Source organism: Pseudoalteromonas sp. J2K-J979 (assembly GCF_058169715.2).
Window position 1 is genome coordinate 2,215,944 of the sequence record NZ_CM200281.1, and the last position, 19,384, is coordinate 2,235,327.

Consider the following 19,384-nt stretch of genomic DNA (forward strand, 5'->3'; position numbering starts at 1 on the left):
GCCTACAATAGCGCAAACTATTTTAAGGTGATCCTATGACTGTTCAAATCTTCCATAACCCACGCTGTTCCAAATCGCGTGAGACACTCGCATTACTTAATTCACATAATATTAATGCTGACATCGTTGAGTACCTCAAAGACAGCCCTTCAGTCGAATCGCTGCAAAACATTATCAAACAGTTAGGGTTTGATTCAGCCCGCCAATTAATGCGTACCAAAGAAGACCTTTACAAAGAATTGGCTCTCAAAGAACAAAATGATGAAGCGGCATTAATCCTAGCTATGCATCAACACCCCAAGCTTATTGAGCGCCCTATCGTTATTCACAATAACCGTGCTGCAATTGGTCGTCCGCCAGAAGCCGTGTTAGCTTTATTCGAATGAGTTATATTCTCGTTCTTTACCATTCTAGCCACGGCTCAGTTAAACACTTGGCACATGAAATTGCCGATGCGATTGAGCAACATGGCTGTGAAGTGAAACTGCGCACATTTGTGGTGCAAGAGCCTAATGATATTGTGGTCAGCAAAGATGAGTTGCGAGATTGCCAAGCGCTCGCTTTTGGCACACCGACTCGTTTTGGCATGATGGCCGCACAAGCAAAAGCCTTTTGGGAAACAACCAGCGACCTATGGCTTAAAGGGGAGCTCATCGATAAACCGGCCTGCGTATTTAGTTCCAGTTCAAGTATGCACGGAGGCAATGAGACCACGCTCTTAACCTTAGCTTTACCATTATTGCACCACGGAATGATGTTATTGGGTGTCCCATACGATGTGCCAGAACTTGCAAGTACACAAACAGGTGGCACCCCCTACGGCGTAACGCACGTATCGGGCTTAGACAATGAGAGCGAGCTCAGTAAAGACGAGCAAAAAATTTGTCATGCCATCGGAAAGCGATTAGCCATCATTTCAGAGAAACTAGCATCATGAAAATCGAAAAAAAACCGATTACTAAGAAATTTCAGCGTTTAGCCCTATTTGGCTACACAGGCTTACTCATTTTAATGCCATTGTGGATGTTTGTATTCGCACGACCTGCAGGCTACAGCGATGGATTCCTATTTAGTCTCTATGTTTTACCATTATTGCTACCTTTAATAGGCATTATTTTAGATAAAACATATACCTATGCATGGGCCAATTTTATTGTGATGATCTACTTCATTCATGGCTTCACTCTGCTTTGGACAGCACCCGAATTAAGACTATGGGTCATGTTAGAACTGATGTTTGCCAGCGCCATGTTTATTGGTTGCACGTATTATTCGCGCCATCGAGGTCAAGAGTTAGGTCTTAAAATTCGTAAACTAAAAGATGACTTAGCAGACGAAAAAGCCGCTCATTCAGATCACTCATAATAAATACAAAAAACGCTCAGTCATACTCAGCGTTTTTTATTCCTGCTTGACTAATTAATCCCCAGATATTTATGCACTTGTACAGATAATCGCCAGTTTTTCTCGGTGCAAACTTCGATGGCTAATTGCGTCGCTTTAGCTTTTTGAGAAATCGGTTGCAAATAAATCAATTTGGGTGAAACCCCACATGCGTCAATCAATTGCTCCAGCTCTTCCACATGCTTCATCATAGCAATGGGATGTTTAATTTCGTTCGCACGCTCCATGGCACTTTTAAGTACCGGATAACCACCACGCATATTAATTTTTGGCGACACCGTCACCCATGTTTGTGCTGGGACTTTTATTTCAAACGTGCCGCTAGTTTCAACTTGCGTGTCATAGCCTGCTGCATGTAAACCATCACATAATGGATTTAAATCGTACATGCAGGGTTCACCACCAGTGATCACGATATGCTTTGCACGGTAGCCTTTTTCTTTAAAGACTGCTAATAATTGGTCGACTGTCACATCGGCCCAGAGTTCAGAGTCTGCTTTTTTCTCTACCGTTTTCAATAAGTCGACTTTATAGGTATCTGAGGTTTCCCAAGTTTGCTTTGTATCACACCAAGCGCAACCAACAGGACATCCCTGCAGACGGACAAAAATCGCTGGCACCCCCGTGAAGCTCGCTTCGCCTTGGATGGTTTCAAATATTTCATTAATTTTATACAAAAATAATTTCCTATAACTGCACGTACTAACACGTTAAACGATAAATCGGCTTAATTGAGATATTAAGTACTAAAAATTGTTATTTCATCAACGAACGTGTAATATATCGCGCCCTGACAAAACCTCTATTATACCCAGAGCGAGACGATTATGCCGCAAAAAGTTGTTGTTATTTATTCCGGAGGAATGGATTCTTTTACAGTGCTAAACAAAGCCATCAACCAAGGCCACGAAGTCTATGCCCTCTCTTTCGATTATGGTCAGCGACACGTTAAAGAACTCGAAGTCGCTGCAAAAGTATGTCAGCATTTAAATGTCCCACATAAAATTGTCGATATTTCCGCAATTAACCAATTAATTGGTGGCTCATCACTGACCGATGACATTGATGTTCCTGAAGGTCATTACGAAGAAGAAAGCATGAAAAGCACTATCGTGCCAAATCGTAATATGATTTTATTGTCACTGGCTGTCGGTTACGCTGTGTCACTAAAAGCGAGTCAGGTGTATTATGGCGCACATTCGGGCGACCATGCTATTTATCCAGATTGTCGTCCTGAATTCGTGAAAAAAATGGATGATGTGTGCAAAATTGCCAACTACGATGCCGTCGAAATCATCAGCCCTTATCTCAATAACACCAAAATTGATATTTTAACGGATGGCTTAAAAATGGGTTTGGATTACAGTCAAACTTGGACCTGTTACAACGGTCGCGAAAAAGCATGTGGTAAATGCGGTGCATGCCAAGAGCGACTTGAAGCATTTTCGTTAAATGCAGTCACTGATCCGCTCGAGTACGAAGCTTAAGTCAATCGCCCTGTTTAATCAGGGCTTTTTATTTCTAGCCTTTCAACATCAATCGCAAATTACGCGCTCGCAAATCAATCGCATTATATTTACTTAACCTCAGATCTGCATAAGAATTAAAGCCGAGTCACTTTTATACTCGGCTTTTTAGTCTGAAAAGTATAGGCAATTAATCCAGCCATTAAATTAACCATAAATGAGATGCAGCTGCGGTGCCTTGTGTGGTCTATTTGAGCCATATTTTTCAGCTGGTCGAAAACTGTTTCAATGATGAAACGCTTTGATAACATCGCTCTATCCCAAGATGATATTGGCTGACGTTTCATATTACTTCGTTGACCTGTAATAAAATCAATGCCTTGCTCAGCAAGTTCCGCTTTTAAGTTTGCAGATACATAACCTTTATCAGCGTATAAACTACCTGTAACATTATCAACCATATCTAATACCGGCTGTCTATCATCAACATTCCCAGCTGTCACTTTTACAGCTAATAAACCCCCTTCATCATTCATGATGAGGTGAAGTTTAAAGCCATAAAACCAGCCCATTGTTCCTTTGCCTCGTTTGGCTTCTCCCGCGAAAACTTGGTGACGAGGAATACGCATGTTGTGACACACCTTGAGAGAAGTGGAATCGATAAATGCAATGCCTGTTGGTTTATCAAAGCGCTGCTTCAGATAGCTGCACAGAGCAGGTAACGTGGCCTGAAGTAACTTCAACATACGTGTATAACTGACTAAATCAGGAAAATAATGTCGCCAATACTGACAAACAAATTTGGTGTAGTAAGTTTTAAAATCGCGATAACCTGATTGATGAAAAGCAATTAATATAGTCATCACTTCGCTAGAGGATAGTCGAGATGGCTTAATGCGTTGCTTTTCACCTGATTCTATTAGGTGTTTAAGCCATTGAGGTTCAAACAATAAACAAAAATCATCGACATCTACGTAAATTGCATCTAAGTTATTCATGCCCTTGCCTCGGTAATCTTATGTTTCTTGGTCGAAAGATCTGATCACCGCAAGGGCATTTAGTTCCATTTCTTATGTGCGGCTCAGGTTACTTACATTTTTTTAGCCCACTCAATACCGATTTTGCCAAATAATGACTTTTGTCAGTTGGCAACTGAGTCAATATTAATGATACTGACACTTTCAAGTTAATTAACGTTCGAGATGAGACCATTCGTCACGGATAACATGCAGGAGCAATCTATGAACGGCACAACGATGATCGTCCTTATCGTCTTTATTTCCGTTGGTTTTGGAGTGATATTCGATATGTATAAAAAACACCTCGAATTTAAAGAGAAAACGCTTGCCCACAACAGTGAAAGCGATGAGGAGAAAAAACAACTCAAACAACAATTATCTGCGTTAACTGAACGTGTTCAGATACTCGAAAAAATAGTTACAGATAAAAACTATTCATTAAAAGACGAAATAGATCAGCTTTAAACACTGATCTATTGCCAGAACTCGCGTTATAAATTTGTATACACGAGTGCTTTCAAACTGCGATCTGTATCCACTTCGATGAAGTTAGGCGCTGGCGCTAAACGCTGTTTAAACGTTAAACGATTATCGCAATGTTCACTAATCAGTTGTTTAAATGCCTGCTCTGACAATTCAGGGCTGTTAGCACAAAACAACACTTGCGCATTGTCAGACAATAGCTCAGGTACACGGCGAATAATTTTTTGGTAATCTTTTGTTAAAACAAAACTGCCTTTTTGAAAGCTTGGCGGATCGACCACTACCAAATCATATGGACCCATCTTTTTTAATTTGCCAAATGACTTTAAAATATCGTGCGGTAAATAGCTGACATTGCGATCCACATCATTCAATTGATGGTTTATTTTGCCCACTCTTAACACACCTTTATTCATGTCCATATTCACCACCCGATCAGCCCCACCTTTCATGGCAGCAACCGAAAAACCACAAGTATATGAAAATAAATTCAGAACATTAGCATGCTTTGCATGAGTCATCACAAACTGGCGACCTTCACGCATATCGGGAAAAATACCGGTATTTTGATGACGAGTCAGTTCCACCTGATATTTAACACCCAGTTCTTGGATTACAAATGCCCCCGGATCATCCCCCATCAATACACTCGTTTGAGTTTGCTGCCCTGCGCGGTGTTGATAAATCATTCCCGTGATGGCTCTAGACCAATGGCACTCGATTGTATCGAGTAAGGCGGTAGATAATTGTGCCAATTGCGACTCTGTAAGCGGTTCATAAGCACTAATAAATAAATAAGGTGGATAAAAATCTACATTTAAGTGGCTAAGCTCAGCAATGGCATGACCTCGACCATGAAAAATGCGCTGCAGCTCAGCGCTATGAATATCGGCCTTGGCCAATGCATCTGAAATAGGCGTAAAATCTAAATTAGGCATGAATTAAACTATGTTGTAATTGTTGGATTTGATCTCGAAGTTTTGCGGCTTTTTCAAATTCAAGCTCACGGGCATGCAAGAGCATCTGGCTTTCGAGGGATTTAATTTGCTCAGCTATCTGACCCGGTGATAGCTGGGCACTGAGCGCTGGAATAGTCTCTGAATTATCCTTTTTAACCTCTTCGCCTACATCCATAATATCGGTGACTTTCTTATTTAATGCCACGGGGACTTTACCGTGTTTGACATTATAAGCATGTTGAATTTCGCGACGACGCTCAGTTTCTTCTATTGCTTTGGCCATCGACTTAGTGACTTTATCACCATATAAAATAGCTCGACCATTTAAATGTCGTGCTGCACGACCAATCGTCTGAATTAAAGATCGCGTTGAGCGTAAGAACCCTTCCTTATCAGCATCCAAAATTGCAACTAATGAAACCTCAGGCATATCGAGACCTTCCCTGAGCAAGTTAATCCCGACTAACACATCAAACACGCCCAAACGTAAATCACGAATTATCTCAATCCGTTCAACCGTATCAATATCTGAATGAAGATAACGCACTTTTACGTTATGCTCTGAGAGGTAATCGGTTAAATCTTCCGCCATGCGTTTAGTTAACGTAGTCACCAAAACACGCTCTTGCAGCTCAACTCGTTTATAAATTTCAGATAACAGGTCATCGACTTGCGTCGTGACAGGCCGGACTTCTATTTCAGGGTCGAGTAGCCCTGTTGGGCGAATAACTTGTTCTGCCACTTCACCGCAAGACCGTTCTAACTCATAATCACCAGGTGTGGCCGAAACATAAATAGTCTGCGGTGCAATGGCTTCAAACTCATCAAATTTAAGCGGTCGGTTATCCATAGCTGAAGGCATCCGAAACCCATATTCAACCAAGTTTTCTTTTCGACTACGATCCCCTTTATACATGGCACCAATTTGTGACACTGTGACATGTGATTCATCGATGATCATCAAACTATCATCAGGAAGGTAATCAAGTAACGTCGGTGGTGGCTCGCCAGGGGCGCGACCTGATAAATAGCGGCTGTAGTTTTCGACTCCGGAACAATAGCCCAGCTCGACCATCATCTCAATATCGTACTGTGTACGCTGAGTCACGCGTTGCTCTTCGACTAATTTATTATGCTTGAGTAAAAACTCTCGGTGCTGTTTAAGCTCGGCTTTAATCGCTTCTGTGGCATTTAAAATTGTTTCCCGAGGTGTCACATAATGTGACTTCGGATAAATCGTCGCACGAACAATATGCTTTTCGACCGCACCTGTAAGGGGATCAAAAATACTCAAACGCTCGATTTCATCATCAAACATTTCAACACGAATAGCGTACGTTTCAGACTCAGCAGGAAAAATATCAACCACTTCCCCTCTGACTCGGTACGTCGCACGCCCAAAGTCAATATCATTACGGGTATATTGCAATTCAGATAAACGCCTAAGCATATCACGCTGATTGACCGTCTCACCCACTTTGAGTAATAGCATCATTTTCATGTATGAATCAGGATCACCTAACCCATAGATCGCTGACACTGATGCAACTATAATTACATCTCGGCGCTCCAACAACGCTTTTGTCGCTGACAAACGCATTTGCTCAATGTGTTCATTAATTGATGCATCTTTTTCGATAAACGTATCACTGGCCACAACATAGGCTTCAGGTTGATAGTAATCATAATAAGAAACAAAATATTCAACCGCGTTATTAGGAAAAAACTCTTTCATCTCACCATAAAGCTGAGCTGCTAATGTTTTATTGTGCGCCATGATGATGGTTGGCCGATTCAAATCATGGATAATATTGGCCATTGTAAATGTTTTACCCGTCCCTGTAGCACCTAATAATGTTTGGTGTGCCAGCCCGGCTTCTAACCCTTCACACAGCTGTTTAATCGCTGTCGGCTGGTCGCCACTTGGGGTAAAATCTGAGACTAACTCAAAGATGTCACTCATATTAAACACTCTTGAGATTGTTGTTGGTTTACTTTTTCAAGATATTTAACAAACCAACGATATGCGATACAAGCAGTAAAGATATTCCCCACTACGGCACCTACAAATAAACCTTCTAAACCGGCAATTACGCTGCCGATATACGCAAACGGCAAATAAAAAACAAATAAACGTACAACACTCAAGATAAGTGCATTCATCGGCTGATGTAAGGCATTAAACGATGAATTAGTCAAAATGATAATGCCCTGAATCCCATAACCTAAAGGTAACACCCACATAAAAAGTTTAATTACCTCAATAACATGTGGATCATCCGCAAATGCACGACTGAGCCAATGCGAAGTCGCTATCAGCAACACATAGATGGCAAATTGCCATACCATAATAAACTTCAGGGTAGCTTTATAGGCATATTGCACACGATCGAGTTTTTGTGCGCCAAAGTTTTGGCTGATGAAAGGCGGCAGGGTCATCGACAGTGCCAACACCACTAAACAAGCTATCGACTCAATGCGGCTTCCCACCCCAAATGCTGCCACTGCTGTTTCGCCATGTCGGGCCACAAGAGCCGTCATTACCGCCATCGCAATGGGAGTAAGCATATTCGCACTGGCGGCAGGAAAACCAATTTTGAGCATTTTTTTTGCTGCTCGTAGAAAGGTTTGCTGGCCAGCATCGAGGCTCAACAGCTGTTTTTTAACAATGAGTATATAGAGAATCAAGATAACCGCAGAACTCCACGCGATGACACTGGCAAGCGCTGCGCCTTGAATCCCTAGTGCTGGCACAGGTCCAAACCCAAAAATTAATATTGGATCTAAAACAGCATTCACCACGCCCGCAAAACCCATGATAATACTGGGCGTTTTAGTATCTCCGCTAGCTCGCAACACCGCATTACCGATCATTGGCGTGATCAAAATAACACTCCCAATAAACCACACCGACATATAGTCGTGTATATATGGCATTAAACGCTCACTGGCCCCTAATAAGCTAAAAATAACATCAATCGCCAAGTAACCGATAAACGCTAAAATGGCCACCATTAATGCTGATACAATTAAAGCCACCACGCCGTCATAACGAGCTTCGTCAAGCTTCTTAGAGCCCAAAGCTTTTGCGATCACTGCAGAGGTACCAATACTCAAGCCAATTGCTAAGCTAATCACCGTGAATGTCACCGGAAACGTGAAGCTAATTGCAGCCAAGGGCTCCGTTCCCAATAAACCAACAAAGAAAGTATCAACCAAATTGAATAACATCAGCGTTATCATTCCAAACAGCATAGGAATGGTCATTTTTCGCAGAGTCAATGAAATAGGATCGGAGAGTAAATCAGGTTTCTGTGATGATTGAGTTTGCATACTGACGCCATTTTTTCAGGGATGGGTATTCTAAAACATCCAGCCGAGGGCTTCTATCTAAATCGATAAAATAATCAGCTTAAATTGCAACATATGATTTAACACCCCAATTCAAATCCCAATCGGTCACTAATGTGAATAAATGATTTTTCGTCGAGTAAAAACACCACAGTGAGATATACAAAAAACACCCTATTAATTTACATGTTAGTAACAACTAGCGCTGTAGGTGTTTTATTTTTGCACAATCATTTCAAATCAATTACATTGAACGCAATAAAGCTAAAAATTTGCAATCAAATAGTTTGACTTTGATAACTAACTGATATTAAAGCAATAAATAAAAGTGAAATAAATCTTGATCTCGCTACATCACTGGCAAATAAAGGCGTTAAATAACTTTTAAAAGTTTCATAAACAGAGTTATCCACAGAAACCGTGGATAACTAATTCTACGCCTTATTCTATAAGGCTTATGAAAAATCCTTCCCTATTTACTTCATTTAACCCCTCTTCAATCGGAGTCAGCAACAGCCCAATCATTTCACTGTAACCGCCGCCTCAAAATGATAAACGCCACGGGTAGAAATGATAAAAGGCAAGGAAGGTAGTGTTTTGGCGTTTTCTTAGCAGTTATTTATCATTTGACGGCGTATTTCTCATATTTCACACTTTACTTTTTCACACTTATTTTTGACCAACATTCCTTTCAATCCCTTATTTTATCTCACTTAATCCCACACTCTCTTATCTATTCCCTGATTATCATTTAAATATATCAGTTACATTCACGACTTCTTCCCTTTAGGTCTTGTCTCATTGCATAACGCATCAAAATTATTGGTTTAGTACTTCCTTTATTACAAAACGACTGCACCCACAGCCAAATAAGCTGCTTAAATTAAAAACAAAAGCATCAAAAATTCAGCTTATTGAGTAGAAAACAAGCGAACAAACCTAATTATTGAATTATTACAATATTATTTGTTGACACTTTGCAGTGCGGTCATTAATATTTCGCCCCGTTGAGAGACACACGCTTCCCCCTTAGCTCAGTTGGTTAGAGCGACGGACTGTTAATCCGCAGGTCCCCCGTTCGAGTCGGGGAGGGGGAGCCAAGTTTCTAAACACCCTATGTAGTTCCCCCTTAGCTCAGTTGGTTAGAGCGACGGACTGTTAATCCGCAGGTCCCCCGTTCGAGTCGGGGAGGGGGAGCCAACTACATACTACTTTTATTGTTCCCCCTTAGCTCAGTTGGTTAGAGCGACGGACTGTTAATCCGCAGGTCCCCCGTTCGAGTCGGGGAGGGGGAGCCAATTTAAGTACACTGCCCTATTTTAGTTCCCCCTTAGCTCAGTTGGTTAGAGCGACGGACTGTTAATCCGCAGGTCCCCCGTTCGAGTCGGGGAGGGGGAGCCAAATTCAACATCGCATTAACACTTCTTTTATATAGACATTCACCCTACTTTGCCTTAACCTCCTTATTTGAAATTTATTTGTTTAAGAATAGATATTTACCTGTCGGTAACCTAAATTTACCACTGTGAACAACTTAAAATAAGACACGGACCATGGCTGGAACAACACGATTTTTATTGCTGCAAATTTTCTTCTTTCTCTTTTCCTTCACATTAGGCACCTATTTATTTGTAAGTAATTTACAAGGGCTGTCTTCACAGCAACAATTAAAAACTCAAAAAGCCGTTGATTACCACCTGAAAAACACCCCTTTCAATGTAGAAGCTGACGTTCTTTCAAAACAGTTGATACTAACTTTTAGTTTAAACCGCCTGATCATTAGAGATTTAGATGGCAATATTTTAGACTCTGAGTCTGGTAGAAGTAGCCTCCCCGCCCTTGCGGATCTCATTCACAGCTACTCACCCATCATCCGTCCCCAATATGTAATCAATAACGACAGTAATTTAAAATTAGAGTTTACGATTAACTTAGATAACGAAATAGAGTACGCCCAAAATCAATTTTATGTGTTTGTCTTTCTCATTATCATTTTATCTTTTGCGCCTTTTCTCAGTGTAAAAACCATTATTAAGCGCGCTCAAGAAAGCATTGGCAACAATATGTCGCTGTTAGTGGATAGCTTTATAGAAAAAAATGACAAAAACAGTCAGCTCGATACCAGCATTGCCAAACAAAGTGTTTCTGCCATTTTTCCAAGTATTGTCCGCCTGAACACGTACTTAAAACGTAAACAACAAGAAATTGAAAACTCGGCTCTTTCTATCAAGCAACAAGCTTTCAAAGACTCTGTAACTGAATTAGGCAATCGAAACTTATTTGTTGAGTATTACGAACAAAACATTGAAAACACCGAAGCCAATCAATTTGGTACTCTTGCCATGATCCGCTGCAGTGAACTGCAACTTATTAATCAAACTCGTGGTTATCATCACGGTGATGAATACATTAAAGAAGTCGCCCACCTATTAGTTAAAGCGGCTGGTACTTATGCGGGCGCAACCTGTTACCGCTTAAACAGCTCTGATTTTGCTGTTTTGTTACCTAATATTCCAATTAAAGAATCAGAACGTTTTGGCCAAGATCTACAAGCTAAATTCACAGAATATCAGCGAGGCGTCGAGCTTAGTTCTGTAGCCAACACAGGGATTGTCTCCTACTCGTCAACCAAACCTCTTGGGGAGCTCTTGTCACAGGTCGATACTGCGCTGAGTTTAGCCCAGAGCAAACAAGTCAATGCATGGCATGTTCAAAAAGAAAGCGATTTAATGGATAATGTCAGTGCTAATTTTGGTAATCAAAATTGGCGAACCGTCATTGATGATGTATTAAATAACTCTCGTGTACAGTTATTAATTCAGACTATTATGCCAACCAATCGCAGTGCCCGCGTCTATTCTGAAATTTTAGCGCGCTTTAAAACAGCCGAAGATCAAATCCTCCCAACTGCTTCTTTCTTAGCAATGGCCGAGAAACTGGACCAAATTTTTCATGTCGATAAAATGATCGTTGAAGCGGCCCTCAACTCAATAAAAACGCTTAACTTAGCAGGGCAATTTTTTGGCATTAACATTACCGCCCGCAGCGCACACGATGAACAATTTTTGATTTGGCTTGAAAGACGGCTATTAAAAGACAGCAATATAGCCAGTAAACTTATTTTTGAAATCAGTGAATTTGGTTTGCAACAAAACGTGAAAGCCAGTAAACGCTTTATTGATATGGTGCACCGCGTGGGTGCGCGAATTACCGTTGAACGATTTGGAGTAGGCTTAACTTCCTTTAAGTTTTTCCGCGATTTAAAACCTGACTTCATTAAAATGGATGCTAGTTACACTCGAGGTTTAGAAGAAGATAAAAATAATCAGTACTTTATGCGATTAATCGTCGATTTGGCACACCGCATTGGGGTAACTGTTTTAGCCGAAGGTGTCGAAAGCCAAGAAGAAAAACACATTGTAGAACAACTTTGTCTCGACGGTGCTCAAGGCTACTACATTGAAAAACCACGAGAAATATAAGGTTATTTCTCCGTCAAGTTTCGCATTTACAGTCTATTAGGCAGTAAATGCGATTAATTGCTATTTTTCCCCTGCGATCTCCCCTTTCAAGTTGTTAAATCCTGAAGAAAACTGGATAATAAGCCAGTTTTTTAATGTGCTGGAAGTCAACCATGTCTGAATACCTGTTACTTTTGATAGCAACGGTGCTGGTTAATAATTTCGTTTTAGTTCAATTTTTAGGGTTATGTCCTTTTATGGGTGTCTCTGGAAAACTAGAAACAGCCATCGGTATGTCTTTGGCCACCACATTTGTCCTTACATTAGCCTCTGTCACTAGCTATCTGGTCAGTCACTACATTTTGATGCCTCTGGATCTCGAGTTTTTACGTACAATGAGCTTTATCTTAGTTATCGCCGTTGTCGTTCAATTTACTGAGATGGTCGTAAAAAAAACCAGCCCAACTTTATACCGGCTACTGGGTATATTTTTACCGCTGATCACCACCAATTGTGCGGTACTGGGCGTGGCGCTGTTGAATATCAATAAAAATCACAATTTTATTCAGTCAGCTGTGTATGGGTTTGGTGCCGCCGTCGGCTTTTCGCTAGTGCTAATTTTATTTGCGGCATTACGCGAACGTTTAAGTGCAGCAGATGTCCCCTTGCCTTTCAAAGGTGCATCCATTGCCATGATAACCGCAGGATTGATGTCAATGGCGTTTATGGGTTTTACAGGTTTGGTTAAGTTTTAATGATTTTAGTTTATGCACTTATTTCTCTTGGCGTTCTCGCCCTTACATTCGGTTTAATCCTCGGCTATGCCGCGATTAAATATCGTGTAGAAGGCAACCCTATTGTCGATCAAATCGATGCTATTTTACCGCAAACACAGTGCGGGCAATGCGGCTACCCTGGCTGTCGCCCTTACGCTGAGGCGATCGCCAACGGTGATGAAGTCAATAAATGCCCTCCTGGTGGCGAAGCAACCGTTAAAGAACTGGCCGATTTAATGGGGGTAGAAGCTAAACCACTCGCTGGCGGAGAAGCTAAAGAACCAATAAAAACAGTAGCCTACATTCGTGAAGACGAGTGCATAGGCTGCACTAAGTGTATTCAGGCATGTCCGGTTGATGCCATTGTCGGTGCAACGCGACAAATGCACACTGTGTTAATTGATGAATGCACTGGCTGTGATTTATGTGTCGAGCCTTGCCCTGTTGATTGCATCGATATGTTGCCAGTTAAAACAACCAGCCAAAACTGGAAATGGCAGCTAGATGCTATTCCAGTCACACAGATTGACTAAGAGGTAGTCGTGGATAATTTACTCAATCAAATTGATCGTGGTGTGCTGTGGCAATACCCGGGTGGGATCCACCCTCAAACACATAAAAAGCAGTCAAATCAAGGAAGCATCAAACCGGCCAATATCCCTGCACAATTAACAATTCCTTTAAAGCAACATATCGGCAGTTATGGAACATTAATTGTCAATAAAGGTGATACCGTTCTTAAAGGTCAAGCTTTAACACTCGCAAAAGGCCATTGGGCAGTTCCCGTTCATGCCCCTACCTCTGGCACAGTGATTGACATATCCCCCTGCGCATCAGCTCACCCTTCAGCTTTACCTGAACTAAGTATTTTAATCGAACCTGATCATCAAGATACTTGGGCACAACTTGAGCCATGCCAACATTGGAAAGAACTCGAAAAATCTGAGATTATCGAAAAAATTCGCCTCGCGGGGATTAGTGGCATGGGCGGCGCTGGTTTTGCAACATACGTCAAAGCCCAAACAGTACAAAACATAGAGTATTTGATCATCAATGGTGTCGAATGTGAGCCTTATATCACAGCCGACGATCGGTTAATGCAAGAACATGCGGCACAAATCATTCAGGGCTGCCTGATACTTGCCCATGTTTTACAACCAAGCCGTGTTTTGATTGGTATTGAAGACGACAAACCGGAAGCTATATCAGCTATGACTGCGGCGGCAGCGAACCACCCCGAGATTATTGTTCGCGCTATTCCGACCAAGTACCCAAGCGGCGGTGAAAAGCAGTTAATTCAGGTGCTCACTGGACGAGAGGTCCCTAGTTCAAAATTACCTAGCGACATTGGTATTGTTGTACAAAACGTGGCAACAATGTTTGCTATTGAACAGGCTATCACCTTAGGTAAACCCTTAATCGAACGAGTCGTGACTGTCACTGGACAAACGGTCAAAAAACCCGGCAATACATGGGTATTGCTTGGTACACAAGTTCGTGATGTGTTAAACACTCACCAATTTGAACCCGAGCCGGAACAACGCGTTATTATGGGCGGCCCCATGATGGGTTTTACTTTACCAACAGTAAGGGTGCCTGTGGTCAAAACAACAAACTGTTTACTGGCCCCCAATACAATTGAAATGCCTTTTGCAGGTGATGAGCAAGCCTGTATTCGCTGTAGTGCCTGTGCTGATGCATGCCCTGCGAGCCTTTTACCGCAACAACTGCAATGGTTTGCTAAAAGCAAAGAGCATGACAAGCTTGAAGAACATAATCTTTTTGACTGTATAGAATGTGGCGCATGTGCATTTGTATGCCCCAGCGACATACCACTGGTGCAATATTATCGTGTCGCTAAAGCAGAAATTAAAGAGGCCAAAGCCGATAAAATTAAGGCTGAACGCGCCAAAGAGCGTTTTGAAGCGAGAAACCTTCGCTTAGAACAAGAACAAGCTGAACGACAAAATAGGCATAAACGTCCTGCTCCGCGTGCAAAAGAGCAAGACAAAGATAAAACCGATGCGGTAGCCGCAGCACTTGCCCGTGCAAAAGCGAAACAACAAACCGAATCGAACAGCCACGAAGAAGACATGTCAGCAAAACGGGCACAAAGAAAAGCCGAAGCACGAGCTTACAAAGAGCAGAAGCTGACACCTGAAAAAACAGAAGTTGAAAACTCTGAGGATAAAAAATCAGCCGTTGCTGCTGCCATTGCCCGCGCGAAAGCGAAAAAACTCGCAGCCCAAGATGGGGGATCTGAGCAACAAAGCACTGATTCACCTCAACCCCCAGCGGATGATAAAAAAGCAGCCGTTGCCGCCGCCATTGCCCGTGCAAAAGCAAAAAAACTCGCAGCCCAAGATGGGGGGTCTGAGCAACAAAGCACTGATTCGCCTCAATCGCCTGCAGATGATAAAAAAGCAGCCGTTGCCGCGGCTATTGCCCGTGCAAAAGCGAAAAAACTCGCAGCCCAAGATGGAGGATCTGAGCAACAAAACACTGATTCACCTCAATCGCCTGCAGATGATAAAAAAGCAGCCGTTGCCGCGGCTATTGCCCGCGCTAAAGCGAAAAAACTGGCTGCCCAGCAAAACGACTCGCTGCCCAATGTCGAACAACCAGTTGAGGCCACCAGCGAGCAAGACGATAAAAAAGCCAAAGTCGCCGCTGCCATTGCCCGTGCAAAAGCGAAAAAACTAGCTACCCAGCAAAACGAATCACAGCCCAATGTTAAACAATCCGTTGAGTCCACCAGCGAGCAAGACGATAAAAAAGCCAAAGTCGCCGCAGCCATTGCTCGTGCAAAAGCGAAAAAACTAGCTACCCAGCAAAACGACTCGCAGCCCAATGTCGAACAATCTGTTGAGGCCTCCACCGAGCAAGACGATAAAAAAGCTAAAGTTGCCGCGGCTATTGCCCGCGCTAAAGCGAAAAAACTGGCTGCCCAGCAAAACGACTCGCAGCCCAATGTTGAACAATCCGTTGAGCCCACCAGCGAGCAAGACGATAAAAAAGCTAAAGTTGCCGCGGCTATTGCCCGCGCTAAAGCGAAAAAACTGGCTGCCCAGCAAAACGACTCGCAGCCCAATGTTGAACAATCCGTTGAGCCCACCAGCGAGCAAGACGATAAAAAAGCCAAAGTCGCCGCTGCCATTGCCCGTGCAAAAGCGAAAAAACTGGCTACCCAGCAAAACGACTCGCAGCCCAATGTTAAACAATCCGTCGAGTCCACCAGCGAGCAAGACGATAAAAAAGCCAAAGTCGCCGCAGCCATTGCTCGTGCAAAAGCGAAAAAACTCGCGTCACAGCAAGCAGCTCACACAACAACGAATACCAATGAGGATGACACCCAATCATGAAACTCAGCATGTTAAGTTCACCCCATAGCCACAGCCAAAAATCCCTGTCTTCATTAATGATCAGCGTGATACTCGCGTGTATTCCTGGCTTGATTGCGATGTGGTACTTCTTTGGTTATGGCGTATTTATCCAGTTAATTTTGGCTATTGCCACAGCTATAAGCTGTGAAGCCGCCGTACTCAAGTTGCGCAAGCGCCCCATTTTTCCCGCACTCAAAGATTTCAGTGCAGTATTAACCGCGGTGTTACTTGCACTGAGCATCCCTTCACTCGCTCCTTGGTGGATAATTGTGATTGGCACTTTTTTTGCGATTACGATAGTCAAGCAGCTTTACGGTGGTTTAGGGTTTAATTTATTTAATCCCGCTATGGCTGCTTATGTGTTATTGCTAATTTCTTTTCCTGTCCAGATGACGTCTTGGTTACCTATCGAAACCTTACAAATTCATGCGCTGAGCGCAGCTGATCATCTTTGGGTTGTATTGACTGGTTTTACACAAAATGGCTTTAGCCTCGCGCAACTTAAACTCGATGTAGATGGCATGACCATGGCCACTCCTCTTGACACTCTGAAAACCGACCTCAATAAAGGCTTAACCGTAACCGAAAGTATGCAGCATGCTATCTTTGGCCAAATGGCTGGTTTGGGTTGGCAGTGGGTTAATTTAGGGTTTCTCGTCGGTGGTTTATACCTAATAAAAGCGAAGGTGATTAACTGGCATATTCCCGTGTCAATTTTGGCCAGTATCACAGTGTGTGCCAGCATTGGTTACCTACTTTCACCCGATCAAACCGCGGGCCCAGTCTTTCATTTATTAAGTGGCGCAACCATGTTTGCCGCGTTTTTTATTGCCACTGATCCAGTCAGTGCAGCGACCACCAATAAAGGTCGGCTCATTTACGGCGCACTTATCGGCTTTTTAATTTACCTTATTCGCACTGTCGGTGGATACCCTGATGCCGTAGCCTTTGCAGTGTTACTGCTTAATATGTCGGTGCCTTTAATCGATTATTACACTCAGCCGCGCACCTACGGCCATAGGAATGCCTCATGATTTTTCCTTCAATGAGTAAGAATGGTTTAACCTTGGCTGCGTTCGCTTTATTAACGACGGGCGCTGTCACCTTGGTTCAGTTAGCAACGGCCGATCAAATCGCCCTACAAGAACAAAAGAAATTAATGAAAACCTTATCTCAGGTACTGCCAAGTACTGAGTATGATAATCAACTGTATCTTGATTGCACGATTGTCAGTGCCCAAGCGCTTGGTACATTAGCGCCACACACTATTTATCGAGCCAGAAAAGCAGGGCAAAACATCGCCTTACTGGTGCAAAGCACCGCGCCAGATGGCTACAGTGGCAAAATAGAAATTCTCTCTGCTATTTATCGCGATGGCACCGTTGCTGGCGTGCGAGTCCTCAACCATAAAGAAACGCCTGGACTCGGTGATAAAGTCGAACCTGAAAAATCAGATTGGATCCACTCATTTGTAGATCAACAACTCCTGTTTGCGGACGACAGCCGTTGGGCGGTAAAAAAAGATGGCGGGCAATTTGATCAGTTCACTGGCGCGACGATCACACCCCGCGCGGTGGTTAACAGTGTCAAATCAGCCAATGCGTATGTTCAAACGCATTTTGATGCCTTATTTTCCGAGCGCAATCAATGCAGCGGGAGTCAATCATGAATGAAGCACTAAAAAATATCACTGAGCAAGGGTTATGGAAAAACAACCCAGCCCTTGTGCAATTACTTGGCTTGTGCCCGCTGCTAGCTGTGACAGCGACCATAACCAATGCTTTAGGCCTCGGGTTAGCAACGTTGTTGGTGTTGATGGGCTCAAATATAACGGTATCATTAGTGCGTAATTGGGTACCCAAAGAAATACGTATCCCGGTATTTGTGATGATCATTGCCGCCTTTGTGACCATCATTGAGCTGCTAATGAATGCCTATACGTTCTCACTGTATCAATCACTTGGTATTTTTATCCCACTGATAGTTACTAATTGCGCCATAATTGGCCGTGCAGAAGCCTTTGCATCAAAAAATACCGTGGCTTTATCTGCTTGGGATGGCTTGATGATGGGCTTAGGCTTTACGTGTGTCTTAGTAGTGCTTGGAACAGTACGAGAACTACTTGGTCAAGGCACGTTATTTGATGGCGCTCACTTATTGCTAGGCCAATGGGCAACTGTTTTACGGATTGAAGTATTTGAATTTGAAAGCCAATTCTTGCTTGCGATCTTACCACCCGGCGCATTTATTGCCATGGGATTTTTAATCGCTGCAAAAAATATCATCGATGAACAACTAAAAGCACACCAAGCGCCGGCTGCAGAAACACAAAAAGCCCCCAGAGCCCGTGTGACCAGTTTAAATTAGTGCCAGTTAGGTTAAGCCAATGAATAAAGCAAAACGACTTGAGATTTTGATGCGCTTGCGTGAAAACAATCCGCACCCAGAAACTGAACTCGAATACTCATCCCCTTTTGAGTTGCTTGTTGCCGTGACGCTATCGGCACAGGCCACCGATGTAGGTGTCAATAAAGCCACGCGTAAGCTTTTTCCTGTTGCCAATACTCCACAAGCTATTTTAGATTTAGGCCACGACACACTGCGTGATTACATTAAAACCATCGGCTTATTTAACTCAAAAGCCGCGAACGTCTACAAAATGTGCCAAATACTCGTGGATCAACATAACAGTGAAGTCCCCGAAAACCGCGAAGCGTTAGAAGCCCTACCTGGCGTGGGCCGAAAAACGGCCAATGTTGTTCTCAACACCGCTTTTGGCTGGCCGACCATAGCGGTAGATACCCACATCGACCGCGTATCCAACCGCACTAAATTTGCCATGGGTAAAAATGTCGTTGAAGTTGAAAATAAGCTTTTAAAAGTAGTGCCGAAAGAATTCAAAGTTGATGTTCACCACTGGCTGATTCTACATGGCCGTTATGTATGTACCGCCAGAAAACCGAAGTGTGGCAGCTGTATTATTGAAGATTTGTGTGAGTTTAAGGAAAAGACTGAATAACTTACCTTATTAAAGTTTAAACAGTGGTGACTGTATACAGTTACCACTGTTTAAATAACTTAA

At 42.8% G+C, this 19,384-nt stretch carries 18 protein-coding genes and 4 tRNA genes; 17 read left to right on the forward strand and 5 right to left on the reverse strand.

The annotated features are described in order from the left end of the window. Nucleotides 1–35 precede the first annotated feature (35 nt). The 3 genes from arsC to AC3KVK_RS10150 are packed head-to-tail and all read left to right on the forward strand — an operon-like array spanning nucleotide 36 to nucleotide 1,365. Nucleotides 36–386: an arsenate reductase (glutaredoxin) gene (gene arsC / locus AC3KVK_RS10140; RefSeq protein ID WP_490312218.1), complete on the forward strand. Its 351-nt coding sequence runs from the start codon at nucleotides 36–38 to the stop codon at nucleotides 384–386. Beyond that, the gene (gene wrbA / locus AC3KVK_RS10145; protein WP_490312217.1) at nucleotides 383–937 is read left to right on the forward strand and encodes an NAD(P)H:quinone oxidoreductase; all 555 of its coding nucleotides are present in this window, start codon (nucleotides 383–385) and stop codon (nucleotides 935–937) included. The genes arsC and wrbA overlap by 4 nt, the downstream gene beginning before the upstream one ends. Then, complete coding sequence (locus AC3KVK_RS10150; RefSeq protein WP_490312216.1) at nucleotides 934–1,365, forward strand: DUF2069 domain-containing protein; 432 nt, start codon at nucleotides 934–936, stop codon at nucleotides 1,363–1,365. The genes wrbA and AC3KVK_RS10150 overlap by 4 nt, the downstream gene beginning before the upstream one ends. 50 nt (nucleotides 1,366–1,415) lie before the next feature. Here the strand turns inward: AC3KVK_RS10150 and queE are convergent, their stop codons facing one another. Beyond that, nucleotides 1,416–2,081: a 7-carboxy-7-deazaguanine synthase QueE gene (gene queE / locus AC3KVK_RS10155; RefSeq protein WP_490312215.1), complete on the reverse strand. Its 666-nt coding sequence runs from the start codon at nucleotides 2,079–2,081 to the stop codon at nucleotides 1,416–1,418. A gap of 150 nt (nucleotides 2,082–2,231) precedes the next feature. Between queE and queC the strand changes: the two genes are divergently transcribed. Beyond that, on the forward strand, nucleotides 2,232–2,891 hold the full coding sequence (gene queC, locus AC3KVK_RS10160) for a 7-cyano-7-deazaguanine synthase QueC (protein WP_490312214.1): 660 nt from the start codon (nucleotides 2,232–2,234) through the stop codon (nucleotides 2,889–2,891). 116 nt (nucleotides 2,892–3,007) lie between these two features. Here the strand turns inward: queC and AC3KVK_RS10165 are convergent, their stop codons facing one another. Continuing rightward, entirely contained in the window at nucleotides 3,008–3,868 is an 861-nt protein-coding gene (locus tag AC3KVK_RS10165; protein WP_248532008.1) for an IS982 family transposase, read from the reverse strand. Nucleotides 3,869–4,111: 243 nt separating this feature from the next. On the opposite strand from AC3KVK_RS10165, the gene AC3KVK_RS10170 reads away from it, so the two are divergent. Continuing rightward, nucleotides 4,112–4,354 (forward strand): hypothetical protein, encoded by a 243-nt coding sequence (locus AC3KVK_RS10170; RefSeq protein ID WP_490313748.1) that lies wholly within the window; start codon nucleotides 4,112–4,114, stop codon nucleotides 4,352–4,354. 26 nt (nucleotides 4,355–4,380) lie between these two features. Here the strand turns inward: AC3KVK_RS10170 and AC3KVK_RS10175 are convergent, their stop codons facing one another. From AC3KVK_RS10175 to AC3KVK_RS10185, 3 genes are read right to left on the reverse strand one after another with little or no spacing between them, the layout of a single operon-like run. Beyond that, the gene (locus AC3KVK_RS10175; protein ID WP_490313749.1) at nucleotides 4,381–5,310 is read right to left on the reverse strand and encodes a class I SAM-dependent methyltransferase; all 930 of its coding nucleotides are present in this window, start codon (nucleotides 5,308–5,310) and stop codon (nucleotides 4,381–4,383) included. Then, nucleotides 5,303–7,294: an excinuclease ABC subunit UvrB gene (gene uvrB, locus AC3KVK_RS10180; RefSeq protein ID WP_490313750.1), complete on the reverse strand. Its 1,992-nt coding sequence runs from the start codon at nucleotides 7,292–7,294 to the stop codon at nucleotides 5,303–5,305. Before uvrB ends, AC3KVK_RS10175 begins: the two co-directional genes overlap by 8 nt. After that, nucleotides 7,291–8,664: an MATE family efflux transporter gene (locus tag AC3KVK_RS10185; protein WP_490313751.1), complete on the reverse strand. Its 1,374-nt coding sequence runs from the start codon at nucleotides 8,662–8,664 to the stop codon at nucleotides 7,291–7,293. Before AC3KVK_RS10185 ends, uvrB begins: the two co-directional genes overlap by 4 nt. 1,041 nt (nucleotides 8,665–9,705) lie before the next feature. Here AC3KVK_RS10185 and AC3KVK_RS10190 point away from each other — a divergent pair. From AC3KVK_RS10190 to nth, 12 genes are all read left to right on the forward strand, one after another. Next, a tRNA-Asn gene (locus AC3KVK_RS10190) sits at nucleotides 9,706–9,782 on the forward strand. A gap of 23 nt (nucleotides 9,783–9,805) precedes the next feature. Further along, nucleotides 9,806–9,882: transfer RNA gene (locus AC3KVK_RS10195), tRNA-Asn, on the forward strand. Nucleotides 9,883–9,903: 21 nt separating this feature from the next. Continuing rightward, a tRNA-Asn gene (locus tag AC3KVK_RS10200) sits at nucleotides 9,904–9,980 on the forward strand. Nucleotides 9,981–10,006: 26 nt separating this feature from the next. Next, a tRNA-Asn gene (locus tag AC3KVK_RS10205) sits at nucleotides 10,007–10,083 on the forward strand. Between the two features lie 152 nt (nucleotides 10,084–10,235). Further along, nucleotides 10,236–12,164 carry an EAL domain-containing protein gene (locus AC3KVK_RS10210; protein ID WP_490313521.1) on the forward strand — a complete coding sequence of 643 codons (1,929 nt, stop codon included), beginning with the start codon at nucleotides 10,236–10,238 and terminating at the stop codon, nucleotides 12,162–12,164. Between the two features lie 152 nt (nucleotides 12,165–12,316). Then, complete coding sequence (rsxA, locus tag AC3KVK_RS10215) at nucleotides 12,317–12,898, forward strand: electron transport complex subunit RsxA (RefSeq protein ID WP_490313522.1); 582 nt, start codon at nucleotides 12,317–12,319, stop codon at nucleotides 12,896–12,898. Further along, nucleotides 12,898–13,452, forward strand: a complete 555-nt coding sequence (gene rsxB / locus AC3KVK_RS10220; protein WP_490313523.1) for an electron transport complex subunit RsxB — start codon at nucleotides 12,898–12,900, stop codon at nucleotides 13,450–13,452. The genes rsxA and rsxB overlap by 1 nt, the downstream gene beginning before the upstream one ends. A 9-nt stretch (nucleotides 13,453–13,461) precedes the next feature. Continuing rightward, nucleotides 13,462–16,281 (forward strand): electron transport complex subunit RsxC, encoded by a 2,820-nt coding sequence (gene rsxC / locus AC3KVK_RS10225; RefSeq protein ID WP_490313524.1) that lies wholly within the window; start codon nucleotides 13,462–13,464, stop codon nucleotides 16,279–16,281. After that, nucleotides 16,278–17,336: an electron transport complex subunit RsxD gene (gene rsxD / locus AC3KVK_RS10230; RefSeq protein WP_490313525.1), complete on the forward strand. Its 1,059-nt coding sequence runs from the start codon at nucleotides 16,278–16,280 to the stop codon at nucleotides 17,334–17,336. Before rsxC ends, rsxD begins: the two co-directional genes overlap by 4 nt. Beyond that, nucleotides 17,333–17,971: an electron transport complex subunit RsxG gene (gene rsxG, locus AC3KVK_RS10235; protein ID WP_490313526.1), complete on the forward strand. Its 639-nt coding sequence runs from the start codon at nucleotides 17,333–17,335 to the stop codon at nucleotides 17,969–17,971. Before rsxD ends, rsxG begins: the two co-directional genes overlap by 4 nt. Further along, entirely contained in the window at nucleotides 17,968–18,669 is a 702-nt protein-coding gene (locus tag AC3KVK_RS10240) for an electron transport complex subunit E (protein ID WP_490313527.1), read from the forward strand. The genes rsxG and AC3KVK_RS10240 overlap by 4 nt, the downstream gene beginning before the upstream one ends. Before the next feature lie 19 nt (nucleotides 18,670–18,688). Further along, a complete protein-coding gene (nth, locus tag AC3KVK_RS10245) occupies nucleotides 18,689–19,321 on the forward strand; it encodes an endonuclease III (RefSeq protein WP_490313528.1) in 633 nt (210 codons plus the stop codon). The last annotated feature ends 63 nt before the right edge of the window (nucleotides 19,322–19,384 follow it).

Coding starts and splice junctions, on each gene's coding strand:
- arsC (WP_490312218.1), top strand. CDS start 36: ATGACTGTTCAAATCTTCCATAACCCACGCTGTTCCAAATCGCGTGAG.
- wrbA (WP_490312217.1), top strand. CDS start 383: ATGAGTTATATTCTCGTTCTTTACCATTCTAGCCACGGCTCAGTTAAA.
- AC3KVK_RS10150 (WP_490312216.1), top strand. CDS start 934: ATGAAAATCGAAAAAAAACCGATTACTAAGAAATTTCAGCGTTTAGCC.
- queC (WP_490312214.1), top strand. CDS start 2,232: ATGCCGCAAAAAGTTGTTGTTATTTATTCCGGAGGAATGGATTCTTTT.
- AC3KVK_RS10165 (WP_248532008.1), bottom strand. CDS start 3,868: ATGAATAACTTAGATGCAATTTACGTAGATGTCGATGATTTTTGTTTA.
- AC3KVK_RS10170 (WP_490313748.1), top strand. CDS start 4,112: ATGAACGGCACAACGATGATCGTCCTTATCGTCTTTATTTCCGTTGGT.
- AC3KVK_RS10175 (WP_490313749.1), bottom strand. CDS start 5,310: ATGCCTAATTTAGATTTTACGCCTATTTCAGATGCATTGGCCAAGGCC.
- uvrB (WP_490313750.1), bottom strand. CDS start 7,294: ATGAGTGACATCTTTGAGTTAGTCTCAGATTTTACCCCAAGTGGCGAC.
- AC3KVK_RS10185 (WP_490313751.1), bottom strand. CDS start 8,664: ATGCAAACTCAATCATCACAGAAACCTGATTTACTCTCCGATCCTATT.
- AC3KVK_RS10210 (WP_490313521.1), top strand. CDS start 10,236: ATGGCTGGAACAACACGATTTTTATTGCTGCAAATTTTCTTCTTTCTC.
- rsxA (WP_490313522.1), top strand. CDS start 12,317: ATGTCTGAATACCTGTTACTTTTGATAGCAACGGTGCTGGTTAATAAT.
- rsxB (WP_490313523.1), top strand. CDS start 12,898: ATGATTTTAGTTTATGCACTTATTTCTCTTGGCGTTCTCGCCCTTACA.
- rsxD (WP_490313525.1), top strand. CDS start 16,278: ATGAAACTCAGCATGTTAAGTTCACCCCATAGCCACAGCCAAAAATCC.
- rsxG (WP_490313526.1), top strand. CDS start 17,333: ATGATTTTTCCTTCAATGAGTAAGAATGGTTTAACCTTGGCTGCGTTC.
- AC3KVK_RS10240 (WP_490313527.1), top strand. CDS start 17,968: ATGAATGAAGCACTAAAAAATATCACTGAGCAAGGGTTATGGAAAAAC.
- nth (WP_490313528.1), top strand. CDS start 18,689: ATGAATAAAGCAAAACGACTTGAGATTTTGATGCGCTTGCGTGAAAAC.